16 protein-coding genes are annotated in these 15839 nt (G+C 75.6%); 10 read left to right on the forward strand and 6 right to left on the reverse strand.

Annotation, left to right across the window (positions count from 1 at the left end; translation table 11 throughout):
• Positions 1-168 precede the first annotated feature (168 nt).
• Together ACFWOG_RS21870 and ACFWOG_RS21875 are read left to right on the forward strand one after the other, a co-directional pair.
• Positions 169-978 carry an alpha/beta hydrolase gene (locus tag ACFWOG_RS21870; protein WP_329876582.1) on the forward strand — a complete coding sequence of 270 codons (810 nt, stop codon included), beginning with the start codon at positions 169-171 and terminating at the stop codon, positions 976-978.
• 258 nt (positions 979-1236) lie between these two features.
• Complete coding sequence (locus ACFWOG_RS21875) at positions 1237-2031, forward strand: sortase domain-bontaining protein (protein ID WP_380360419.1); 795 nt, start codon at positions 1237-1239, stop codon at positions 2029-2031.
• Between the two features lie 46 nt (positions 2032-2077).
• On the opposite strand, the gene ACFWOG_RS21880 is transcribed toward ACFWOG_RS21875, so the two are convergent.
• Complete coding sequence (locus ACFWOG_RS21880) at positions 2078-3028, reverse strand: hypothetical protein (RefSeq protein ID WP_329951260.1); 951 nt, start codon at positions 3026-3028, stop codon at positions 2078-2080.
• A 178-nt stretch (positions 3029-3206) separates the two neighbouring features.
• Positions 3207-4889, reverse strand: a complete 1683-nt coding sequence (locus ACFWOG_RS21885) for a histidine decarboxylase (protein ID WP_380360421.1) — start codon at positions 4887-4889, stop codon at positions 3207-3209.
• 189 nt (positions 4890-5078) lie between these two features.
• Between ACFWOG_RS21885 and ACFWOG_RS21890 the strand changes: the two genes are divergently transcribed.
• Both ACFWOG_RS21890 and ACFWOG_RS21895 read left to right on the forward strand, forming a co-directional pair.
• The gene (locus tag ACFWOG_RS21890; protein WP_380360423.1) at positions 5079-5597 is read left to right on the forward strand and encodes an Lrp/AsnC family transcriptional regulator; all 519 of its coding nucleotides are present in this window, start codon (positions 5079-5081) and stop codon (positions 5595-5597) included.
• A 61-nt stretch (positions 5598-5658) separates the two neighbouring features.
• Positions 5659-6222 (forward strand): DinB family protein, encoded by a 564-nt coding sequence (locus ACFWOG_RS21895; protein ID WP_355407405.1) that lies wholly within the window; start codon positions 5659-5661, stop codon positions 6220-6222.
• Between the two features lie 420 nt (positions 6223-6642).
• Here ACFWOG_RS21895 and ACFWOG_RS21900 read toward each other — a convergent pair whose 3' ends face one another.
• The 4 genes from ACFWOG_RS21900 to ACFWOG_RS21915 all read right to left on the reverse strand — a co-directional run bounded on the left by ACFWOG_RS21900 (position 6643) and on the right by ACFWOG_RS21915 (position 9661).
• A complete protein-coding gene (locus ACFWOG_RS21900; RefSeq protein WP_329876569.1) occupies positions 6643-6936 on the reverse strand; it encodes a WhiB family transcriptional regulator in 294 nt (97 codons plus the stop codon).
• Between the two features lie 181 nt (positions 6937-7117).
• A complete protein-coding gene (locus ACFWOG_RS21905; RefSeq protein ID WP_380360426.1) occupies positions 7118-7807 on the reverse strand; it encodes a Tat pathway signal sequence domain protein in 690 nt (229 codons plus the stop codon).
• A gap of 245 nt (positions 7808-8052) precedes the next feature.
• Positions 8053-8847 (reverse strand): HEAT repeat domain-containing protein, encoded by a 795-nt coding sequence (locus ACFWOG_RS21910; RefSeq protein WP_380360427.1) that lies wholly within the window; start codon positions 8845-8847, stop codon positions 8053-8055.
• A gap of 97 nt (positions 8848-8944) precedes the next feature.
• A complete protein-coding gene (locus ACFWOG_RS21915; protein ID WP_380360429.1) occupies positions 8945-9661 on the reverse strand; it encodes an NAD(P)-dependent oxidoreductase in 717 nt (238 codons plus the stop codon).
• Positions 9662-9755: 94 nt separating this feature from the next.
• Between ACFWOG_RS21915 and ACFWOG_RS21920 the strand changes: the two genes are divergently transcribed.
• From ACFWOG_RS21920 to ACFWOG_RS21945, 6 genes are all read left to right on the forward strand, one after another.
• Positions 9756-10439, forward strand: a complete 684-nt coding sequence (locus ACFWOG_RS21920) for a TetR/AcrR family transcriptional regulator (RefSeq protein ID WP_380360431.1) — start codon at positions 9756-9758, stop codon at positions 10437-10439.
• 375 nt (positions 10440-10814) lie between these two features.
• A complete protein-coding gene (locus ACFWOG_RS21925) occupies positions 10815-11849 on the forward strand; it encodes a DUF4129 domain-containing protein (protein ID WP_380360433.1) in 1035 nt (344 codons plus the stop codon).
• Positions 11846-12385 (forward strand): hypothetical protein, encoded by a 540-nt coding sequence (locus ACFWOG_RS21930; protein ID WP_380360435.1) that lies wholly within the window; start codon positions 11846-11848, stop codon positions 12383-12385. Before ACFWOG_RS21925 ends, ACFWOG_RS21930 begins: the two co-directional genes overlap by 4 nt.
• Positions 12386-12503: 118 nt before the next feature.
• Positions 12504-13598, forward strand: a complete 1095-nt coding sequence (locus ACFWOG_RS21935) for a MoxR family ATPase (RefSeq protein WP_329951252.1) — start codon at positions 12504-12506, stop codon at positions 13596-13598.
• Positions 13595-14977 (forward strand): DUF58 domain-containing protein, encoded by a 1383-nt coding sequence (locus tag ACFWOG_RS21940; protein ID WP_380360437.1) that lies wholly within the window; start codon positions 13595-13597, stop codon positions 14975-14977. The genes ACFWOG_RS21935 and ACFWOG_RS21940 overlap by 4 nt, the downstream gene beginning before the upstream one ends.
• On the forward strand, positions 14974-15705 hold the full coding sequence (locus ACFWOG_RS21945) for a hypothetical protein (protein ID WP_380360439.1): 732 nt from the start codon (positions 14974-14976) through the stop codon (positions 15703-15705). The genes ACFWOG_RS21940 and ACFWOG_RS21945 overlap by 4 nt, the downstream gene beginning before the upstream one ends.
• The last annotated feature ends 134 nt before the right edge of the window (positions 15706-15839 follow it).

Here is a 15839-nt window from a genome sequence, read left to right on the forward strand (position 1 = left end):
GGCCGCCAGCGGTCGCACCGGCACGCCGACCGGGCGGGCGCAACGGCCGACCGCGCCGCGGACACGGCGGCCGCGGTCCGACATGCCGCGCCCGGCCCCGGGTCACCGACCGGCGGGCGGCGGCGCGGGAGACTTCCGAGGGGGTCGAACGAGACGGAGGGTCCAGCCGTGAGCAGTGCCGCGCCATTCCACACGTGGGACGTTCGGGAGGCGGGCCCGGCCGACGCCCCGCACCGGGTCCTGCTGCTGCCCGGCGGGCTGTGCAGTACGGCCTTCTACGAGGACATGACGGCCGCGCCGCCGCTCGCCGACGCACCGATCCGCCTGGTGGCGGCGACCGTCCCGGGCCACGCCGGGACGGTCGCGCCCGCGGACGTGTCGATGGAGCACTACGCGGCGATCACCGGTGCCTTCGCCGCCGAGCACGGCTGCACGGTCGTGGTCGGTCACAGCATCGGCGCGAACATCGCCATCGAGATGGTCGGCGGCGGGCACTTCTCCGGCCCGGTGGTGCTGCTGTCCCCGACGTTCTCGCGGCCGGACGAGTCCAGGGCGCTGGCGGTAGCGACGGCGATCGGACGCGTGCCCGGTCTCGGGGCCGCGGCCTGGCCGGCGATGCTGTGGCTGGCGCCGAAGGCACTCGCGGACAGCATCCCCGAGCGGCGCAGGCCGGCGCTGCTCGCCGATCTGAGGAAGAACTCCGCGCCGTTCTGCCGCCGGGCGATGGCCGAGTACTTCGCGTACCTGGACCGGCACGGTTCGCTGGTGCCCAGGCTGTGCGGCTCCGGTGCCCGGGCGTGGGTGGTGCGCGGCGACCGCGACGAGGTGGGCCTGACCGACGCCGAGCACGCCGCGCTGGAGGCCTGCCCGTCCGTGACCCTGGAGGTGGTCCCGGACAGCGGGCACCTGGTGATGGTGGAGCAGCCGCACGCGGTGGCGCGTCTGATCGCCGACGTGGTCCTCGGTCCGGACCGCTGACCGTCGGCGGGCCCGGCGGCGGCACGCACGGCGACGGTCGCGCGCGCGGGGCGGTGGCGCGCAGCACGGGGCGCGCGGCCGGGGCGCGCGGGGCGGTGGCGGGGCACCCCGGGCCCTGATGCGCGGACCGACGCAGGGGCGGTCAAGATAACGAGAGACGAACGTTTCGCCTCCGCCCGTCCTCCGCCCCGCCGCCGGGCGTCGCCGGTGAGGCACCATGGCGGCCCACGAACCACCCCCGGACTCCCCAGGATCACCGTGCCCGCACCCCAGCTCGTCGCCTCCGCGCTCGCCGGAGCGGTCCTCGCCCTTCTCGCGGGCTGCGCGGGCGGAGGGGCCGGCGCCGGAACGGCCGACCCGCCGACCGCGGTGTCGTCCCCCGCGAGCCCGCCCGGCGCCTCCACGAGCTCCTCCGCGTCCGGCGCCGACCCCTCGGTCACCGGCTCCTCGGCCCCGGCTGCCACCCCCACCGCGCCGGCTGCCACCACCGCGCCGTCGGCCACCGCCGCGCCGTCCGCTCCCGGCGACACCGGCGCCCGCACCGGCACGGCCGTCCTCGCCATCCCCGCCATCGGACTGGCGGGGCTGAAGGTGGTGCCCTACGAGGGCACCACGGACGACGCGCCGGGGACCCGGATCCAGAACGGCGGGGTGGCGGCCAGCCCCTACGGCGAGCAGGGCGGCGTCGGCCCGGGCCAGGTGGGCAACTACCTGGTCACGGCGCACCGGCTCTCCGCGGGGAGCCCGCTGCGGGACCTCCCCGCGGTGCGCGACGGCGACGTCGTGCTGGTCACCCTGGACGGCACCGCGTACGAGTACGTGATCACGGGCACCAGGGCCACGTCGTTCCGCTCCCCGCGTTCCCTGGCCGAGCAGCGCGCGGCCGTTCCGGGGCGTCCCGGCGAGGCGGCAGTCCAGCCGATGGTCACCGTCTCGACCTGCGCCACGCCGGAGGACAACGCCGCGGGCAACCGCTGGCGGGACGCCAACGGCAACCCCGAGCACCGGATCGACAAGATCGGCGTCCTGCGCGCCACCCGGCCGGCCGGCTGAACGGGCGCGGGCCCCTGATCGCGCCACCGGCTCCCGGCCCCGGCCGTCAGCCGACGCCGAGGGTGAGTTCCGCCGTGTGCAGCCGTCCCTCGGTCTGGAACTGCAGGAACACCCGCCAGTTCCCGGGCCTGCCGAACATCGCGTAGAAGGTCAGGTCCGGCCCGCCGTGGTCGCCGTCGACCCGGTCCGTCGGGTGGAGGTGGGCCAGCGCCCGGTCTCCCTCGTGGAAGGCGGTGAGGTGGGCGTAGCTGCCCAGATAGGGCTGGAGGGCGTCGACGGGTCGGCCGTCCCGGCTGACGGTGGCGGTGAGCCGGTGGGCGCCGGCCGTCGGCTCGCTCCGGAGGGCCACCGTGTAGCCGTCGACCGTGGTGGTGCCGGCCGGGGCCGGCAGCCGCACCGGGACGGCCTCGCCCGGCACGGTGACGGTACGGCTGAGCACGATCTCGCTGCCCCGCCGCGACCGGGCGTCCGGGAGGAACGAGGCGTACATCCGCCAGCCACCCGGGCCGAGGGCGGCCAGGTCGGCGGTCCAGGTGCCGTCGGGGGCCATCACCGGGTGCAGGTGCTGGAAGCCCGTGAGGTCGCTGCGGATCGCGTAGAAGTGCAGCTTCCTGGTCTGGTGCTCGACGAACTCGGTGACCGTCCGGCCGTCCGGGCCGGTGAGGGTGAACGGGTAGGCCACCGCCCGGCCGGCGGGCAGCTCGGTGAGGTGCGCGTCCAGGCGGTAGCCGTCGCGCTCGGCGGTGAGGCCGTCGGGCACGTCCGGGACGACGGGGGACGCGTCGGTCGCGGGCCCTGCGGGGGCAGCGGGCATCGCCGTCGCGCCGTGGTCCGCCGCCGCCCGGCCCCCGTGCCCGGCGAGGGGGGACGACGCGCCGGCCGGGGGGACCGGCGGAGGGGCGGACGACGCGCAGGCGACGAGTCCGAGGAAGAGCAGCACGGGCACGCAGGAGGCCAGTGCCCAGCCGCGGGAGAGCGAACGGACGGAGGCGGGCATCGGCAGGTCCTTCGCGTACGGGCACGCCGGGGGGCGCCCGGGTGGGCAGGTGCGCGTGGCAGGGGCGGTCACCACAGCACAGGAGACCGCCCGACGACCGCCGCGATAACGAAAAGTTCCGCCCGGCGTCCTCCCGCCCGGGCCGGTGCTCGCCCGCCATGCCCGGGCGGGGGCCCCGCTACACGCCCGCGGGGCCGCCCGGGGCCGGCGGGCCGGCCAGGAAGGTGGGGTCCCCGGCGAGGTCGGCGAGCAGGGCGTCCAGCTTGGCGCGGTCGACCGAGGGCATCAGGAAGACGTGCACGTAGCTGCGCCGGGTGGTCTCGTCGCCCGGGACCGTCAGGACGTCCTGGGAGGAGAGCGACCACTTGGCCACCAGCTCGGGCCCGGGCCGCCGGAACCGCACGGTGACGGCGCCCGGCGTGCGGGCCGGCCAGAGCGCGACGCCGGTGCGCCGCTCCAGTTCCAGCAGGCGGGACTCCAGGTAGCCGGCCAGTTCCTGGGCCGAGCGGATCCGGTCCACCTGGTCCCGGTAGGAGTGCCGGGACAGGTGGTCCCAGAGCACGAGCGGGGAGAACCCGTTGCGCGAACCGGCGAAGGTGGTGTCCGGTGCGCCGATGTAGTCGGGCTGGGACGGCGGCGAGATCTGGTACTTCACCTTCGTCATGTAGATCCCGCACGGCCACGGCGCACCGGGCCACTTGTGGCCGCTCATGGCGATCGAGGAGACCATGTCGACGTCGCCGGACCGCTCGGTGGGCAGGGTGAGTCCGAAGTCGAACTCCGGTGTCGCGGCCTCGGGCGACCAGCCGTACGCCGCCGGGTCCTGGGCGGCGAGCCGCAGGAACGGCGCGTAGCCGGCGCCCAGGGCGCCGTCGACGTGGATCCAGAAGCCTCGGCGCACGTCGGACAGCGGCTCGCCGGTCCGCGGGTCGGTGCCGTACACCACCTCGCGCCGGACCAGGCCGTGGCGCTCGAAGATCGGCAGCAGGCGCTCGCAGACCCCCCGGACGTCGTCGTGGGCGCCCTTGAAGGTGCTGCCGAGGTTCAGGCCGACGAAGACCGGGTGCCCCTTGGCGGCGAAGAACTCGACCAGCGCCGCGAGGGCGTCGACGTCGATCTCGCCCGGGCCGTCCCAGGACAGGCCGGACGGGCCGGGGCGGGAGGGCACCTCGGTGGGCCAGGCGCGGCGGCCGGTGACCGGATCGGCCAGCGGGCTCTCGTCCGGGTACCGCTCCAGGCCGACGGCGTGGAAGGTCTCGACGCCCAGCACCTGGACGGCCTTGGCGAAGGAGTAGTGGGTGTCCTCGGAGTAGAACGCGACCGGTCGGTGCGCGTTCGGGTTGTGCCGGTCGGGCGTCGCCCGGACGTACCGCAGCGCGTCGAGGGGGGCGGCCGGTGCCTGGATCAGCGCCTTACCGCTCAGGTAGTCGCGGGCGTTCCAGAGCGCGTACATGTTGCCCTCGGTCGACCCCATGGAGAGCATGTAGCCCCAGTACGACTCGGGGTCCGCGGGGTCGTGCGGGCGCCGGGCGTTCCACAGCGTCGCGTAGTAGTCGAGTACGGCGCGCTCGACGACCTTGGTGTTCGGCTTGTAGCCGCCGCTCCGGAACGGGTCGCCGAGGTTGTTGATGTTGTTCGGCATGAACCGGGCCAGGTCGAGCGCGCAGCCCTGCATGTCCTGGGTGGCCTGGTAGCCGACCAGGTGCCGGCGCTTGCGCGACAGGTAGGCGTCGACGGTGTCCAGGGCGCGCACGCGCCGGGCGTCGTCCAGCCCGCTCTCGGGGAGCGCGAAGTCCCGGCCGTCCAGCTCCGGACCGGGGTCGGCGGCGGTCGCGGCGGCGAAGGTGGCGGTCGGGCTCATGGGCGCGGCACTCCCGGGTCATCGGTCGGCCGGTCCGCGGACGGGGATCGGCCGAGCGGCGAAACGGCGTTCGCGGCTCGCCGACAGAATGGAACTTCCACGCGCCGGGTGGAAGATCTCCCGAAGAAGATTCGGTTCCGGTGCGGGAATCCTTGCGAATCGTCGGAATCTGCTGGGATTCTGTGCGCCGTGCCGAACAATCAGCAGGCCCGCAGGACGCCCGTCGACGACATCGACCGGACCATCATCCGCGCCCTGGCCGACAACGCCCGGATGCCGAACAACGCCCTGGCCGAGGCGGTCGGCGTCGCGCCCTCGACCTGCCTGGCCCGGGTGCGCGCACTGCAGGAGCGCGGGATCATCCGCGGGTTCCGCGCGGACGTCGACCCGGCGGCGATCGGTCTCCCGCTCCAGGCGATGATCTCGGTCCGGCTCCGGGCGCACACCCGGGAGCAGAACGAGAGCTTCCGCAGCACCGCCCCCGACCTGCCCGGCGTCCTCGCGGTCTTCCACATGGCCGGGTCCGACGACTACCTGCTCCACGTGGGGGTCGCCGGCCCGGAGGGCCTGCGCGACTTCGTCGTGGACAACCTGACGACGCATCCGGCGGTGGCACAGACCCGGACCAACCTGATCTTCGAACAGATAGCCGGCCGCCGGTACCTGGCTCCGGAGCAGCAACGGAGGACAGTCGCGGACACGATCTGACCTACACGGCTCCTACGGTGGTTCCTGTCGACGGAACGCACTACCGACGAAGGCGGAGACCATGAACGACATCACGACCCTCGACCGGGCCACCACCACGGAGGCCGCACCGGTCGCCACCGGCGAGCGGGCCGACCTGCTGGACATGCTCGGCCAGCAGCGGGGGTTCCTGCGCCTCACCACCCAGGGCCTGACCGACGAACAGGCCGGGCGGCGCACCACCGTGAGCGAGCTCTGCCTGGGCGGGCTGGTCAAGCACGTCGCGGCGGTCGAGCGGGGCTGGGTGGACTTCATCCTGTCGGGCCCGTCCGCGATGCCGGACTTCACCGCCATGACCGAGGCCGACTGGACCCGGCGCGAGAACGAGTTCAAGCTGCTGCCCGGGGAGACGCTGGCCGGTGCGCTGGCCGACTACGCCGAGGTCGCCCGCCGGACGGACGAGCTGGTCGCCGTGCTCCCCGACCTGGACGCCTCGCACCCGCTCCCCAAGGCCCCCTGGTTCGAGGGCGACGTGCGGTGGTCGGCCCGCCGGGTCCTGCTGCACATCGTGGCCGAGACCGCGCAGCACTCGGGCCACGCCGACATCATCCGCGAGGCCCTGGACGGCGCGAAGAGCATGGGCTGAGCTCTCGCCCGCTCCGGCGCGCCCCGCGACCCGGCGTCGGGCCGGGCCGGCGGGCAGGCCCCGGCCTGCGGAAGCGGCGCGCCGAACCGCGCGGCCACCGGAGGCGGCACGGGTGACGGGTCAGTCCGGCGGCTCACCGGGGCCGGGGTGCCCCGGATCGGGCACAGGACGGGGCCGCGCCGGGCGGGGCGGTTCCGGCGGGGGCACGGGACTGCCCGGGGGCCGGGGAGGGTCGGGCGGAAGGGGCGGCCGGATCGGCTCGGGCGGTTCCGGGTGCGGCGGTGTCCCCGGCGGGGGCGAAGGGTTCGTGGTCATGGCGTGGTGCTCCTCTCCGGTCCGGGGCCGACTCCGCCCGGGACCAGCGTTCTCTCTCGGCCGCGTCCGGAACGGAGGCCGTGGTGCCGCGGGTCCGACGACCGGTCAGGTCCGCGCCTGCACGCCGGGGTCCCGCAGGACCGACCGGCGCTCCTCCGCGGAGAGCCCGCCCCACACCCCGTACGGTTCACGGGCGGCCAGGGCGTAGCGCCGGCACTCGATGCGGACGGGGCAGCGGGCGCAGACGGACTTGGCGGCCTGCTCGCGCTGCTCGGCGGAGGATCCCCGCTCGTTGACGGGGTGGAAGAACAGCCTGGTGTCGGCGGAACGGCAGGCACTGCGGAGCTGCCAGTTCCAGTGGTGCTCGGACGCCCCGGGCAGGCGGGATATGTCGGTCACGGCGAGTTTCCCTCCGTTGGCAGCGGTCGACACCACCCGTCTAACCGCCCTCAGGACTTTCATGCCCGCCGGATCCGGGAGAACGTGGACCGCCGCCCGGACGGCCCCCGCCGGTCCGGGCGAGCGGCTGTCCGGGCGGGGGCCGTCGGGGCGGGGGCTGTTTCGGGGCGGGGGCCGGAACTCAGTTCACGTGGACCGGCGGGCTGCCGGCCCGGCTGGTGTCGACCAGCGGCCCGTAGGTGGCGGAGAAGTACCCCTCGCCGGGACAGAGGCCCGACCCGCCGCTCTTGACGAAGCGCTCGTTGCGGAAGGCCAGGCTGTGGGTCGCGTTGTCCGCGGTTCCGGTGAAGGCGCCGCTGAGCTGGTAGGTGCAGGTGAGGGTGCCGAACCAGGAGTTCAGGACGGCCGAGGCCTGGATCGGTCCCGCCGCCCCGGGGGTGAGGACGACCGGGAGGCCGGCGCCGCCGCCGACCGCCACGTGGTACGCGAGGTTGCCGACCGTGAGGCTCCTGACCGACGTGACGCCGGTGACGTTGGCCGTGCACGAGCCGAAGGTCAGCCCGGTCAGGGACTCCGTCGCGGTGCCCGGCGCGGCGGGGTTGCCGAGCACCCGTGCGGTGAACGGCGAGACGCCGCAGCTGACCCCGGTGGAGCCGTCGGCGGTCGAGGAGAAGGTGGCCCTGGAGCCTGCGGCGAGCGGGGCGACCAGGACGTCGCCCACGGCGACGGCCGGCCCGCCGGCGCCGCCGGTGGTCAGCACGGACACCTCGGCGGCCGTGCGGGAGGCGGCGAACGCGGCGGAGGCGGGGGCGGCACCGGCGGTCAGCGCCGCGGCGACGGCCACCAGGGCCGGAAAGGTGCGAGTACGCATGGGAAAGCCTCGTCTCGGTGAGGGCGCGAGAAGGCGGACGTCCGACGCTCGCCGGACAGTCGGGGACGTCACGGCGAGCTGACTACGTTGTAGGACCGTGTCCGCGCACCGTCAAGGAGCTGGACCGCACTTGCTGACAATTCGTCAGCAAGTGCGGTCGCCCGAAGCGGCCCCGATGCGGCCCCGGCGCCGCTTCGGGCGACCTGCGTCGGACCCCTCGACGGTCGGCTCCGAAGGGTCAGTGATCACTTCGGTGCACGGGCGTCCTCGACCGCTCGCCGCACGTCCGGGTGCGGGTCGTCGACGAGGCTGTCCAGCAGTTCGCCGACCCCGGGCGTGGACCATCGGCCGACGGCCCACACCAAGTCCCCCCGCACCGTGGGGTCGGGGTGGGCGGCGAGGTGGGCGAGACGGTCGAGCGGGCCGCGCCGGCGCATCCCGAGCCAGTACAGCGCGTCACGGAGCGCGGCCGGGTCCCCGGGGTCACCGGCTTCCGCGATCCGGTCCAGCAGCACCCCGACCGGCGGGGGCGGGCCGTCCAGCGGGTGCGGCAACCGCTCACGCAGGCGCCGCCCGCCGTACTCGCCCCGCACCCGGCACCCTCGGCAGGTGCACGGGCGCGAACCGTGGGCGCCGGGCACGTAGCGCCAGCCCGCGACCTGCGGCGGGGTGCGGACCCTGTGCACTTCGCGCGGACGGATCGCCCGGGGCACGAACACCTCCCACCCGCGGGGATCCGCCACCCCGGCGATCCGCCGCACCGCCTCCGCCGCGGAGAGGGCCGGCTTCGCCTGGTCGGCGTAGCGCCCCACCAGCACCTGCTGGGCGTCATCGAGACGCAGGTGGACGGCCACCATCCCGCCCTGGCTGCCGAATCGCGCCAGCTCACGCAGCCACTGGTGCGTCAGGGTGTACGACGGCAGCACCGGAAAGCAGTACACCCCGCGAGCACCGCCCTGCCCGTGGCTCACGGCACGGATCCCGGACCGCCGGATGCGCGGCACGTTCGCCGCCGAGGTCAGGTGCACGAACATCGCCATGACCCGGCATGCTAGACGACCGCCCCGCAGGCCGTCGAAAGCACCTCGGGAGGCGGTCCGGCACCACCGCCTCCCACGGTCGATCGCCCAGGCCGGCCTAGCCGGGGCCGTCCGGGGCGGCGGTGTGGGCGAGGGCGGCGGGGGTCAGGCGGCCGACGATCGCCGGGGCCTCGTGGACGAGCGCGTCGTCGGTGAGCGCCTCCACCATGAACAGCGCGAAGTCCACCCGTCGCGTCAGGTTGCCGGCCAGGACCGGGTCGCCCACGTGCCGGCTCCACACCGGCAGGCCCTGGCTCTCGCCCTCCTCCAGGTCGCTGCCGCGCACCACGGTCCACCGGGTGTCGCTGGCGAAGACCCTCCGGCACGCCTCCACCTGGTCGTCGATCTCCACGGCGCGGACGAGCTTGCCCAGCACGGCGACGATCCGGAGGGCGGTGGTGAACAGCCACGAGTACCGGTCCTTGCCGTCCCGGGTGATGTGCCACCCGCACGAGAAGACCAGGCGCGCACCCGGCCGTGCGTGGTCGAGGACCGCCTGCGCAGTGCCCGACGCGTACTGCTGCACGCCCCAGGGCACGAGCACGGTCAACACCCCGTCGCACCCGGCGACGGCCCTCCGGATCACCTCGGGGTCGTTCGTCGCTCCGGGGACGACGGTCATCCGCCCTTCGAACGCGGCCAGCTTCGGCACGCTGCGCTCCCGGCACACGCCGACCACCTCGTAGCCGCGGTCCAGCGCGTGCCTGACCATGTACTGCCCGAGCTTCCCCGAAGCCCCGACGATGCAGACCTTCATCACACGATCCGTGCCCATGGCGCAGCCCCTTCGCCGGCATGGTGACCTTATGGTGTAAGGCACGTTAGCCTTATGCTGTAAGGCAGTCAATGGGAGCGGAAGGAAGAGGCGGATGCCCGAGGCAGGCAAGGGCCGGCGCGGGGCGGCGGCACACACCCCGCTCAGCCGCGAGCGGGTGATCCGCACGGCGGTGGAGGTGGCGGACGAGAAGGGGTCGGCCGCGCTCAGCATGCGGGCCATCGCCCAACCGCTGGGGGTCGAGGCGATGTCGCTCTACCACCACGTGACCGGCCGGGAGGACATCCTCGACGGGATGGTGGACGCGGTGTTCGCCGAGATCGACCTGCCGCCGCGCGACACGGACTGGAGGAGTGCCACGCGCCACCGCGTGCTCTCCGCCCGCGCCGCCCTGCTGCGCCACCCGTGGGCCATCGGCCTCATGGACTCCCGCTCACGGCCCGGACCGGCGACCCTGCGCCACCACGACGCCGTCATCGGGGCGCTGCGCGCCGGAGGCTTCTCCGTCGCCATGGCCGCGCACGCCGTCTCGCTGGTCGACAGCTACCTGTACGGCTTCGTGCTCCAGGAGCTGAGCCTGCCGTTCAAGGGCGCGGCGGAGCTGGACGAGGTGGCGGAGACCATCCTGCGCGAGATGCCCGCCGACGCCTACCCCCACCTCGCCGAGCTGGCCACCGAACACGTCCTCAAACCCGGCTACGACTACGCCGACGAGTTCGCCTTCGGCCTCGCCGTGATCCTCGACGGCCTCCACCCGGACGAGACCGCGGGGACCTGAACCGGACGGGTCCGCACCCGGTCACCGACCGGACCGCGACTGGGCCTGGTGGGAGCGGTCGCGCGGGCGTGGGCGCGCGGCCGGGCGCGAAGGGCGACGCCGGCGGCCGGGTGACACGCCCGGGGGCGCCGGCCCGACGCCGGACGCGGGCCGGTGGACGTGCCACGGGACCGGCGGACGGTCTGCGGATCGGCCCGGGGGTGACTGTCGACGGCCGCAACCACCTTGACCTGCACGCAAGTTGAGTGGCACGAAGCCACCGCCCGAAGGCGACGGACGGCCCGACCGCCAGGACTCGTGACAGTACGACAGGTGGTATGCGAAGCTGCACCCGGCGTGCATCGGTTCGCGCCACGGGGGCACGGGGGTATCCGCATGAACGACGATGCGGCGCGGAACGCGCGCCGATCGGGGCAGGTCGACACGGCACGGCCGGGCACCGGGCAGGTGTCCGGGGTCGTCCTGGTCGTGGCCGGTCTGCTGCTCGCGGCAGCCGCGCTCCGGCCGGACGGCGGGCTGCTCGGCACGGCCGCCACCGGACCGGTGGGCACCATCGGGTGGGTGGTGCTGCTCGCGCTCGGCTGGGTGGTCCTCGTCGGGCGCTACACCTCGCGTCTGCGCGAGGAGGTCCGTCACCTCACCGGGCCGACGCCCTGGGCCGAGCGACTGCGGGCGTGTGCCGTCACGCTGCTGACCGCCCTCGTCCTCGCGGTGCCGGTGCTGATGATGGTCCTCCACGTCCGCGCGAGGCCGGAGCCGGTCGCTCGCGACCTGCCCCAGGTGATGCCGACGACCACGATGCCGCCCGGGGATCCCGCGGTGGAGGCCGCACAGGACGACGCTCTGCACGGCGGCGTGCTGGCCCTGCTCGGGGGCATTCTGGTCCTCGTCCTGCTGGCCGCGCTCGTGGTCGCCGTCGCCCGGAGGTTCGGCCGGCTGCGGTTCTCCCGCCGGCCGCGACCGGGGGCCCCGCTGCCCGCGGCACCGCCACGGCCCGGGGACGTCCTGGCCCTCGCCCTGGTCACCGGACGGCGCGCCCTGGTCGGCGACGACGCCCGGGCCGCCGTGATCGCCTGTTACGCGGCGATGGAGGGCTCGCTGGCGGTCTCCGGGGTGTCCCGGCGCGACTGCGACAGTCCGACGGAGCTGCTGGACCGTGCCGTTTCCCACGACGGGGTGGACCCCTTCCACACCCGGGCCCTCACCGCCCTGTTCCGCGAGGCCCGTTACTCCACCCACCCGATGGACGACACCCACGTGCAGCGCGCGCGGACGGCCCTCGACGCCGTCGCCGCGGGCCTGGAGAACCGGGCCGCCGCGCCCTCGGGCCCCACCGGACCGAACGGGCCGGGCACGCCGGTCACGGCCGCCGGGGCGGGCGTGACCGGTGCGCCGGGAGAGCACCGGTGAGCGCCGCCGGGCCCGAGCGGGCGGCACCGGAAGGACGACCGGAGGGCGCGCGGATCACGCCCGGCTCGATCCGGCACAGCCTGGTCGAGCTGGGCGCGGCGGCGGTCCTGGCCGAGATCCTGCTCGCCCTGGTCGGCGGCCTCCCCGCGGCCGGTGCCGGAGCGGTCGTACTGGTCGCTGCCGCCCTGGTCACCGCCCGCGTCGTCGCCGGCGCGGGCTTCGCGGAGGTGTCCCTGCGCCGCCGGCCCCGGCTGATGGAGAGCTACGGGCAGGGGCTCGGCGACTGGCGGTGGACCGTCCGCCAGGGGCTGGACCCGGAGGGGGACGGCCAGCTGCTGCGCCTGCGCCTCCAACGGCTGTTCGCCGCACGCCTCTCCGAGGCCCACGGTCTCTCCCTGGCCACCGACCGCGACCGGGTCGCCGAGCTGCTCGGGCCCCGGCTCTGGCCCTGGATCGACCCGGAGTCCCCGGCTCCGGCCCCGACCGTCCCCGCACCGGTCCTGCACGCCCTCGTCGACCGGCTCGAATCCCTGTAGCCGCGCGGCGTCCCGGGCCACGGCCACACCCCGGGGCGCACCGTCCCCCCGGACCCGCGGCGGCGCCGCCGACCCGCCCCCACCACGACACCGCACCCATCAGCCTCTCAGGAGAGTCATGACCGCCGTTCCCCAGGCCACCGCCGACCCGGACGCCGCGCACGACCCGAACGGCCGCACCGGGACGGCCGTCCTGACACCGCACCAGGCGGGCGAGCGCGCACGCGAGGTGCTCCAGGAGGTCAACCGGGCGGTGGTGGGCAAGCCGGAGGCCCTCCAGCTGGTCATGCTGGGCGTCCTGGCCGGCGGTCACGTCCTGATCGAGGACCTTCCCGGCCTCGGCAAGACCCTCCTGGCGCGATCCTTCGCGACCACCCTCGGCCTGGACTTCCGCCGGATCCAGTTCACCCCCGACCTGCTGCCCTCCGACGTCACCGGCGCCCCGTTCTACGACCGGCGCAGCGGGGAGATGGTCTTCAGGCCCGGCCCGCTCTTCACCCAGCTCCTGCTGGCCGACGAGATCAACCGCACCCCGCCCAAGACCCAGGCCGCGCTGCTGGAGGCGATGGCCGAGGGGCAGGTCTCCGTCGACGGCGCCACCCGGCGCCTGCCGCAGCCCTTCACGGTGATCGCCACCGCCAACCCGATCGAGTACGAGGGCACCTACGCCCTGCCGGAGGCCCAGCTCGACCGGTTCCTGCTGCGCGTCCGCATGGGCTACCTGTCCACCGGGCTGGAGGCGGACATGCTCCGGGCCCGCCTGGACCGGGCCACGCCCGAGCCGGTGCTGGAGCCCGTCAGCAGCCCGGCCGAGCTGCTCGCCATGCAGGCGGCCCTGGAGCGCGTCGAGGTGGACGACGACCTCGTCGCGTACGTGGTGGCGCTGGTCGACGCCACTCGCAGTGACCAGCAGGTCCAGGTCGGCTCCTCGCCCCGCGGCGGCCTCGCCCTGGTCCAACTGGCCCGCGCCCGAGCGATGTTGGAAGGCCGCGACTACCTGACGCCGGAGGACGTCAAGGCGCTCGCCGTGCCCGCCCTCGCCCACCGCCTCACGCTCCGGCCCGAGCTGTGGGTGCGCCAGGTCGAGGCGGACGACGTGATGGCCCGGCTGGTCGACTCGGTACCGGCCCCGCAGACCGTGCCGCGTGCGGCCGCAGGCCCGGGCGAGGGCCCGGGGCCCGGCGCCGTGGCCGCCCCCGGCGGCACGCGATGAGCGCGGCGCCACCCGCCGGCGGCCGGACCGGCACCGCGCGCGCGTCCGCCGCCTCCCACGCCGCCGGCCTCCGGGTACTGGCCCGCAGCACCCGGGCCACCCTGGCCGGTCTGCCGAAGTCCCCGCCCTCCCCCCACTGGAGAGCCGGCGAGCGGACCCTGCGCCTGCTCACCGTGGCCGCCGCCGCAGCCGTCGCCGCCCTGGCCACCGGCCGCCCCTGGCTGCTCGCCCTGGCCGCCGGCCCCGCCGTCCTGCTCGCCCTCGCCGCCCCCGGGCCCGCCCGCCCCACGGAGCTCACCGCCGAGGCCACCGCCGAACCGCGCCGCTGCTTCGAGGGCGAGCAGGTCACCGTCCGGATCACCCTCCGGCACGACGGGCGGATCGGCCCGCTCGACCCGACCTTCTCCTTCGGCACCGGCCTCACCCCGGAAGCCCTCACCGTCGGCGCCGACGGGATCGACCTGGTCCTCCGGACCGGTGCCTGGGGCCGCTGGACCCTGGGCGCGGTCGACCTCGACGTCTACGACGCCGGAGGACTCACCCGCCGCACCGTGCGCGCCGAACTGGGCGAGGTCGACGTCTTCCCGGTGCCCAGCGCCTCCCGGCTGACCCCGATCCCGGTCCGCCTGCCCGAGCGGATCGGCGAACACATCACCGCGCACGAGGGCACCGGCGTCGAGGTCGTCGGCGTGCGCCCGCACGTACCCGGCGAGCGCCAGCGGCGCATCCACTGGCCGTCCACCACCCGCCGTGACGCGATCCAGATCAACCAGTTCGCCGCCGAACGCGCCGCCGACGCGGTCGTCCTGCTGGACACCCTCACCGACCTCCACGACGCGGCCACCGGCCTCTCCAGCCTGGACGAGACGCTGCGGGCGGCCGGCGGCCTCACCCGCGCCTACCTGCGGCGGCACGACCGCGTCGGGCTGATCGCCGTCGGCGGCCGGCTGCGCTGGCTCACCCCGGCCGGCGGGGACCGCCAGTTCTACCGCATGGTGGAGAGCGTGCTGGAGGTCCGCCAGGACCGGCGCCACCGCGGCCCCACCCTCCCCCGCCTGCCGCTGCCCGCACTGCCGGGCCACGCGCTGGTGTACGCGTTCACACCGCTGGCCGACCAGCGCATCCTCGACGTGCTCGGGCAGGTCCGCGAACGCGGCAACCCGCTCGTCGTGGTCGAGATCCCGTCCGGCGAACCGGCGACCGACCCCGGGGACGAGGTCGACGCCCTCGCCCTGCGCCTCTGGCACGCCGAACGCGAGGCGATGCGTTCGGCGTTGCGCGGCCGGGGCATCCCCGTGGCCCGCCACACCCCCGGCGAGGCACTCGACCTGGCGCTCGCTCCGCTGCTGCGCCGCAGGATCGGAGGACCCGCCCGGTGAACGCGTCCCGGACCACGCTCACGACCGACACCACCGCCGACACCACGACCGACACCACGACCGACGCGATGCCCGGCGCCGCGACCGGCCCGGTCCCGGGCGCCGACGCGACGGGGAGCGCGACGGGGAGCGCGACGGCCGACCGACCGGGCCCGTTCGCCGCCTGGGCCCCCCGGCTCCAACGAGCCGCCGCCCGCTGCACGGGCGCGGCCCTCGCCCTGGCCGCCGCGCTCGGTGGCGCGGCCGACCGGTTCGGTCCCGCCGCCCCGGTGGCGGCCACCGCCCTCGCCCTCTGGGCCGCCGTTCCTCCCGAGGCCCCGGCGGCCCGACCGCTCACCTGGGCCGCCCGCCTCACGGAGGCCCGCACCACGGTGCTCGCCACCGGGTGCGTCCTGCTCGCCGCACTGGGCGAGCCGCCGTTCTGGCGGGCCCTGGCCGTCACCGTGCTGCTCGTCGGCCACCTGCTGCTGCTCGACGTCCTCGGCCCGCACGGCCGGGTCCTCGCACCGGCCCGCGCCCTGGTCGCGGTGGCGTCGTCGTGCCTGGTGCTGCCGGTGGCGTTCGCGCCGACGGCGGCGGGCGAGTGGTCCCGCCCCATCGCCCTGCTCGGCCTGTTCGCCGCCGCCTGGGGTGTCGGACTGGCCCTGTGGCCGCACCGCCACCGGCGTCCGCGCCGGTCCGGAACCCAGGACCGGGACCGGGACCGCGACCGGCCCGAAGCCCCGTGAACGGCGGCCGGTGGACGGCGGACGGCGCGTCAGGCGTCCACGCCCTGCCCGCCTGCGGAGCCCGACCCGGCCGCACCGGGGAGCCGGTGTGACGTCTGGCACCCGGTCCGGGGCGAACCCGGGCTGCCGCCTCC

Origin of the sequence: Kitasatospora sp. NPDC058406, from assembly GCF_042722765.1 — a bacterium.
Classification (GTDB): Bacteria; Actinomycetota; Actinomycetes; order Streptomycetales; family Streptomycetaceae; genus Kitasatospora.

Bases quoted from the DNA above. Each gene is read 5' to 3' on its own strand.
- ACFWOG_RS21880 (WP_329951260.1), bottom strand. From the start codon at position 3,028: ATGCCCGCCTCCGTCCGTTCGCTCTCCCGCGGCTGGGCACTGGCCTCC.
- ACFWOG_RS21885 (WP_380360421.1), bottom strand. From the start codon at position 4,889: ATGAGCCCGACCGCCACCTTCGCCGCCGCGACCGCCGCCGACCCCGGT.
- ACFWOG_RS21895 (WP_355407405.1), top strand. From the start codon at position 5,659: ATGAACGACATCACGACCCTCGACCGGGCCACCACCACGGAGGCCGCA.
- ACFWOG_RS21905 (WP_380360426.1), bottom strand. From the start codon at position 7,807: ATGCGTACTCGCACCTTTCCGGCCCTGGTGGCCGTCGCCGCGGCGCTG.
- ACFWOG_RS21910 (WP_380360427.1), bottom strand. From the start codon at position 8,847: ATGGCGATGTTCGTGCACCTGACCTCGGCGGCGAACGTGCCGCGCATC.
- ACFWOG_RS21915 (WP_380360429.1), bottom strand. From the start codon at position 9,661: ATGGGCACGGATCGTGTGATGAAGGTCTGCATCGTCGGGGCTTCGGGG.
- ACFWOG_RS21920 (WP_380360431.1), top strand. From the start codon at position 9,756: ATGCCCGAGGCAGGCAAGGGCCGGCGCGGGGCGGCGGCACACACCCCG.
- ACFWOG_RS21925 (WP_380360433.1), top strand. From the start codon at position 10,815: ATGAACGACGATGCGGCGCGGAACGCGCGCCGATCGGGGCAGGTCGAC.
- ACFWOG_RS21935 (WP_329951252.1), top strand. From the start codon at position 12,504: ATGACCGCCGTTCCCCAGGCCACCGCCGACCCGGACGCCGCGCACGAC.
- ACFWOG_RS21940 (WP_380360437.1), top strand. From the start codon at position 13,595: ATGAGCGCGGCGCCACCCGCCGGCGGCCGGACCGGCACCGCGCGCGCG.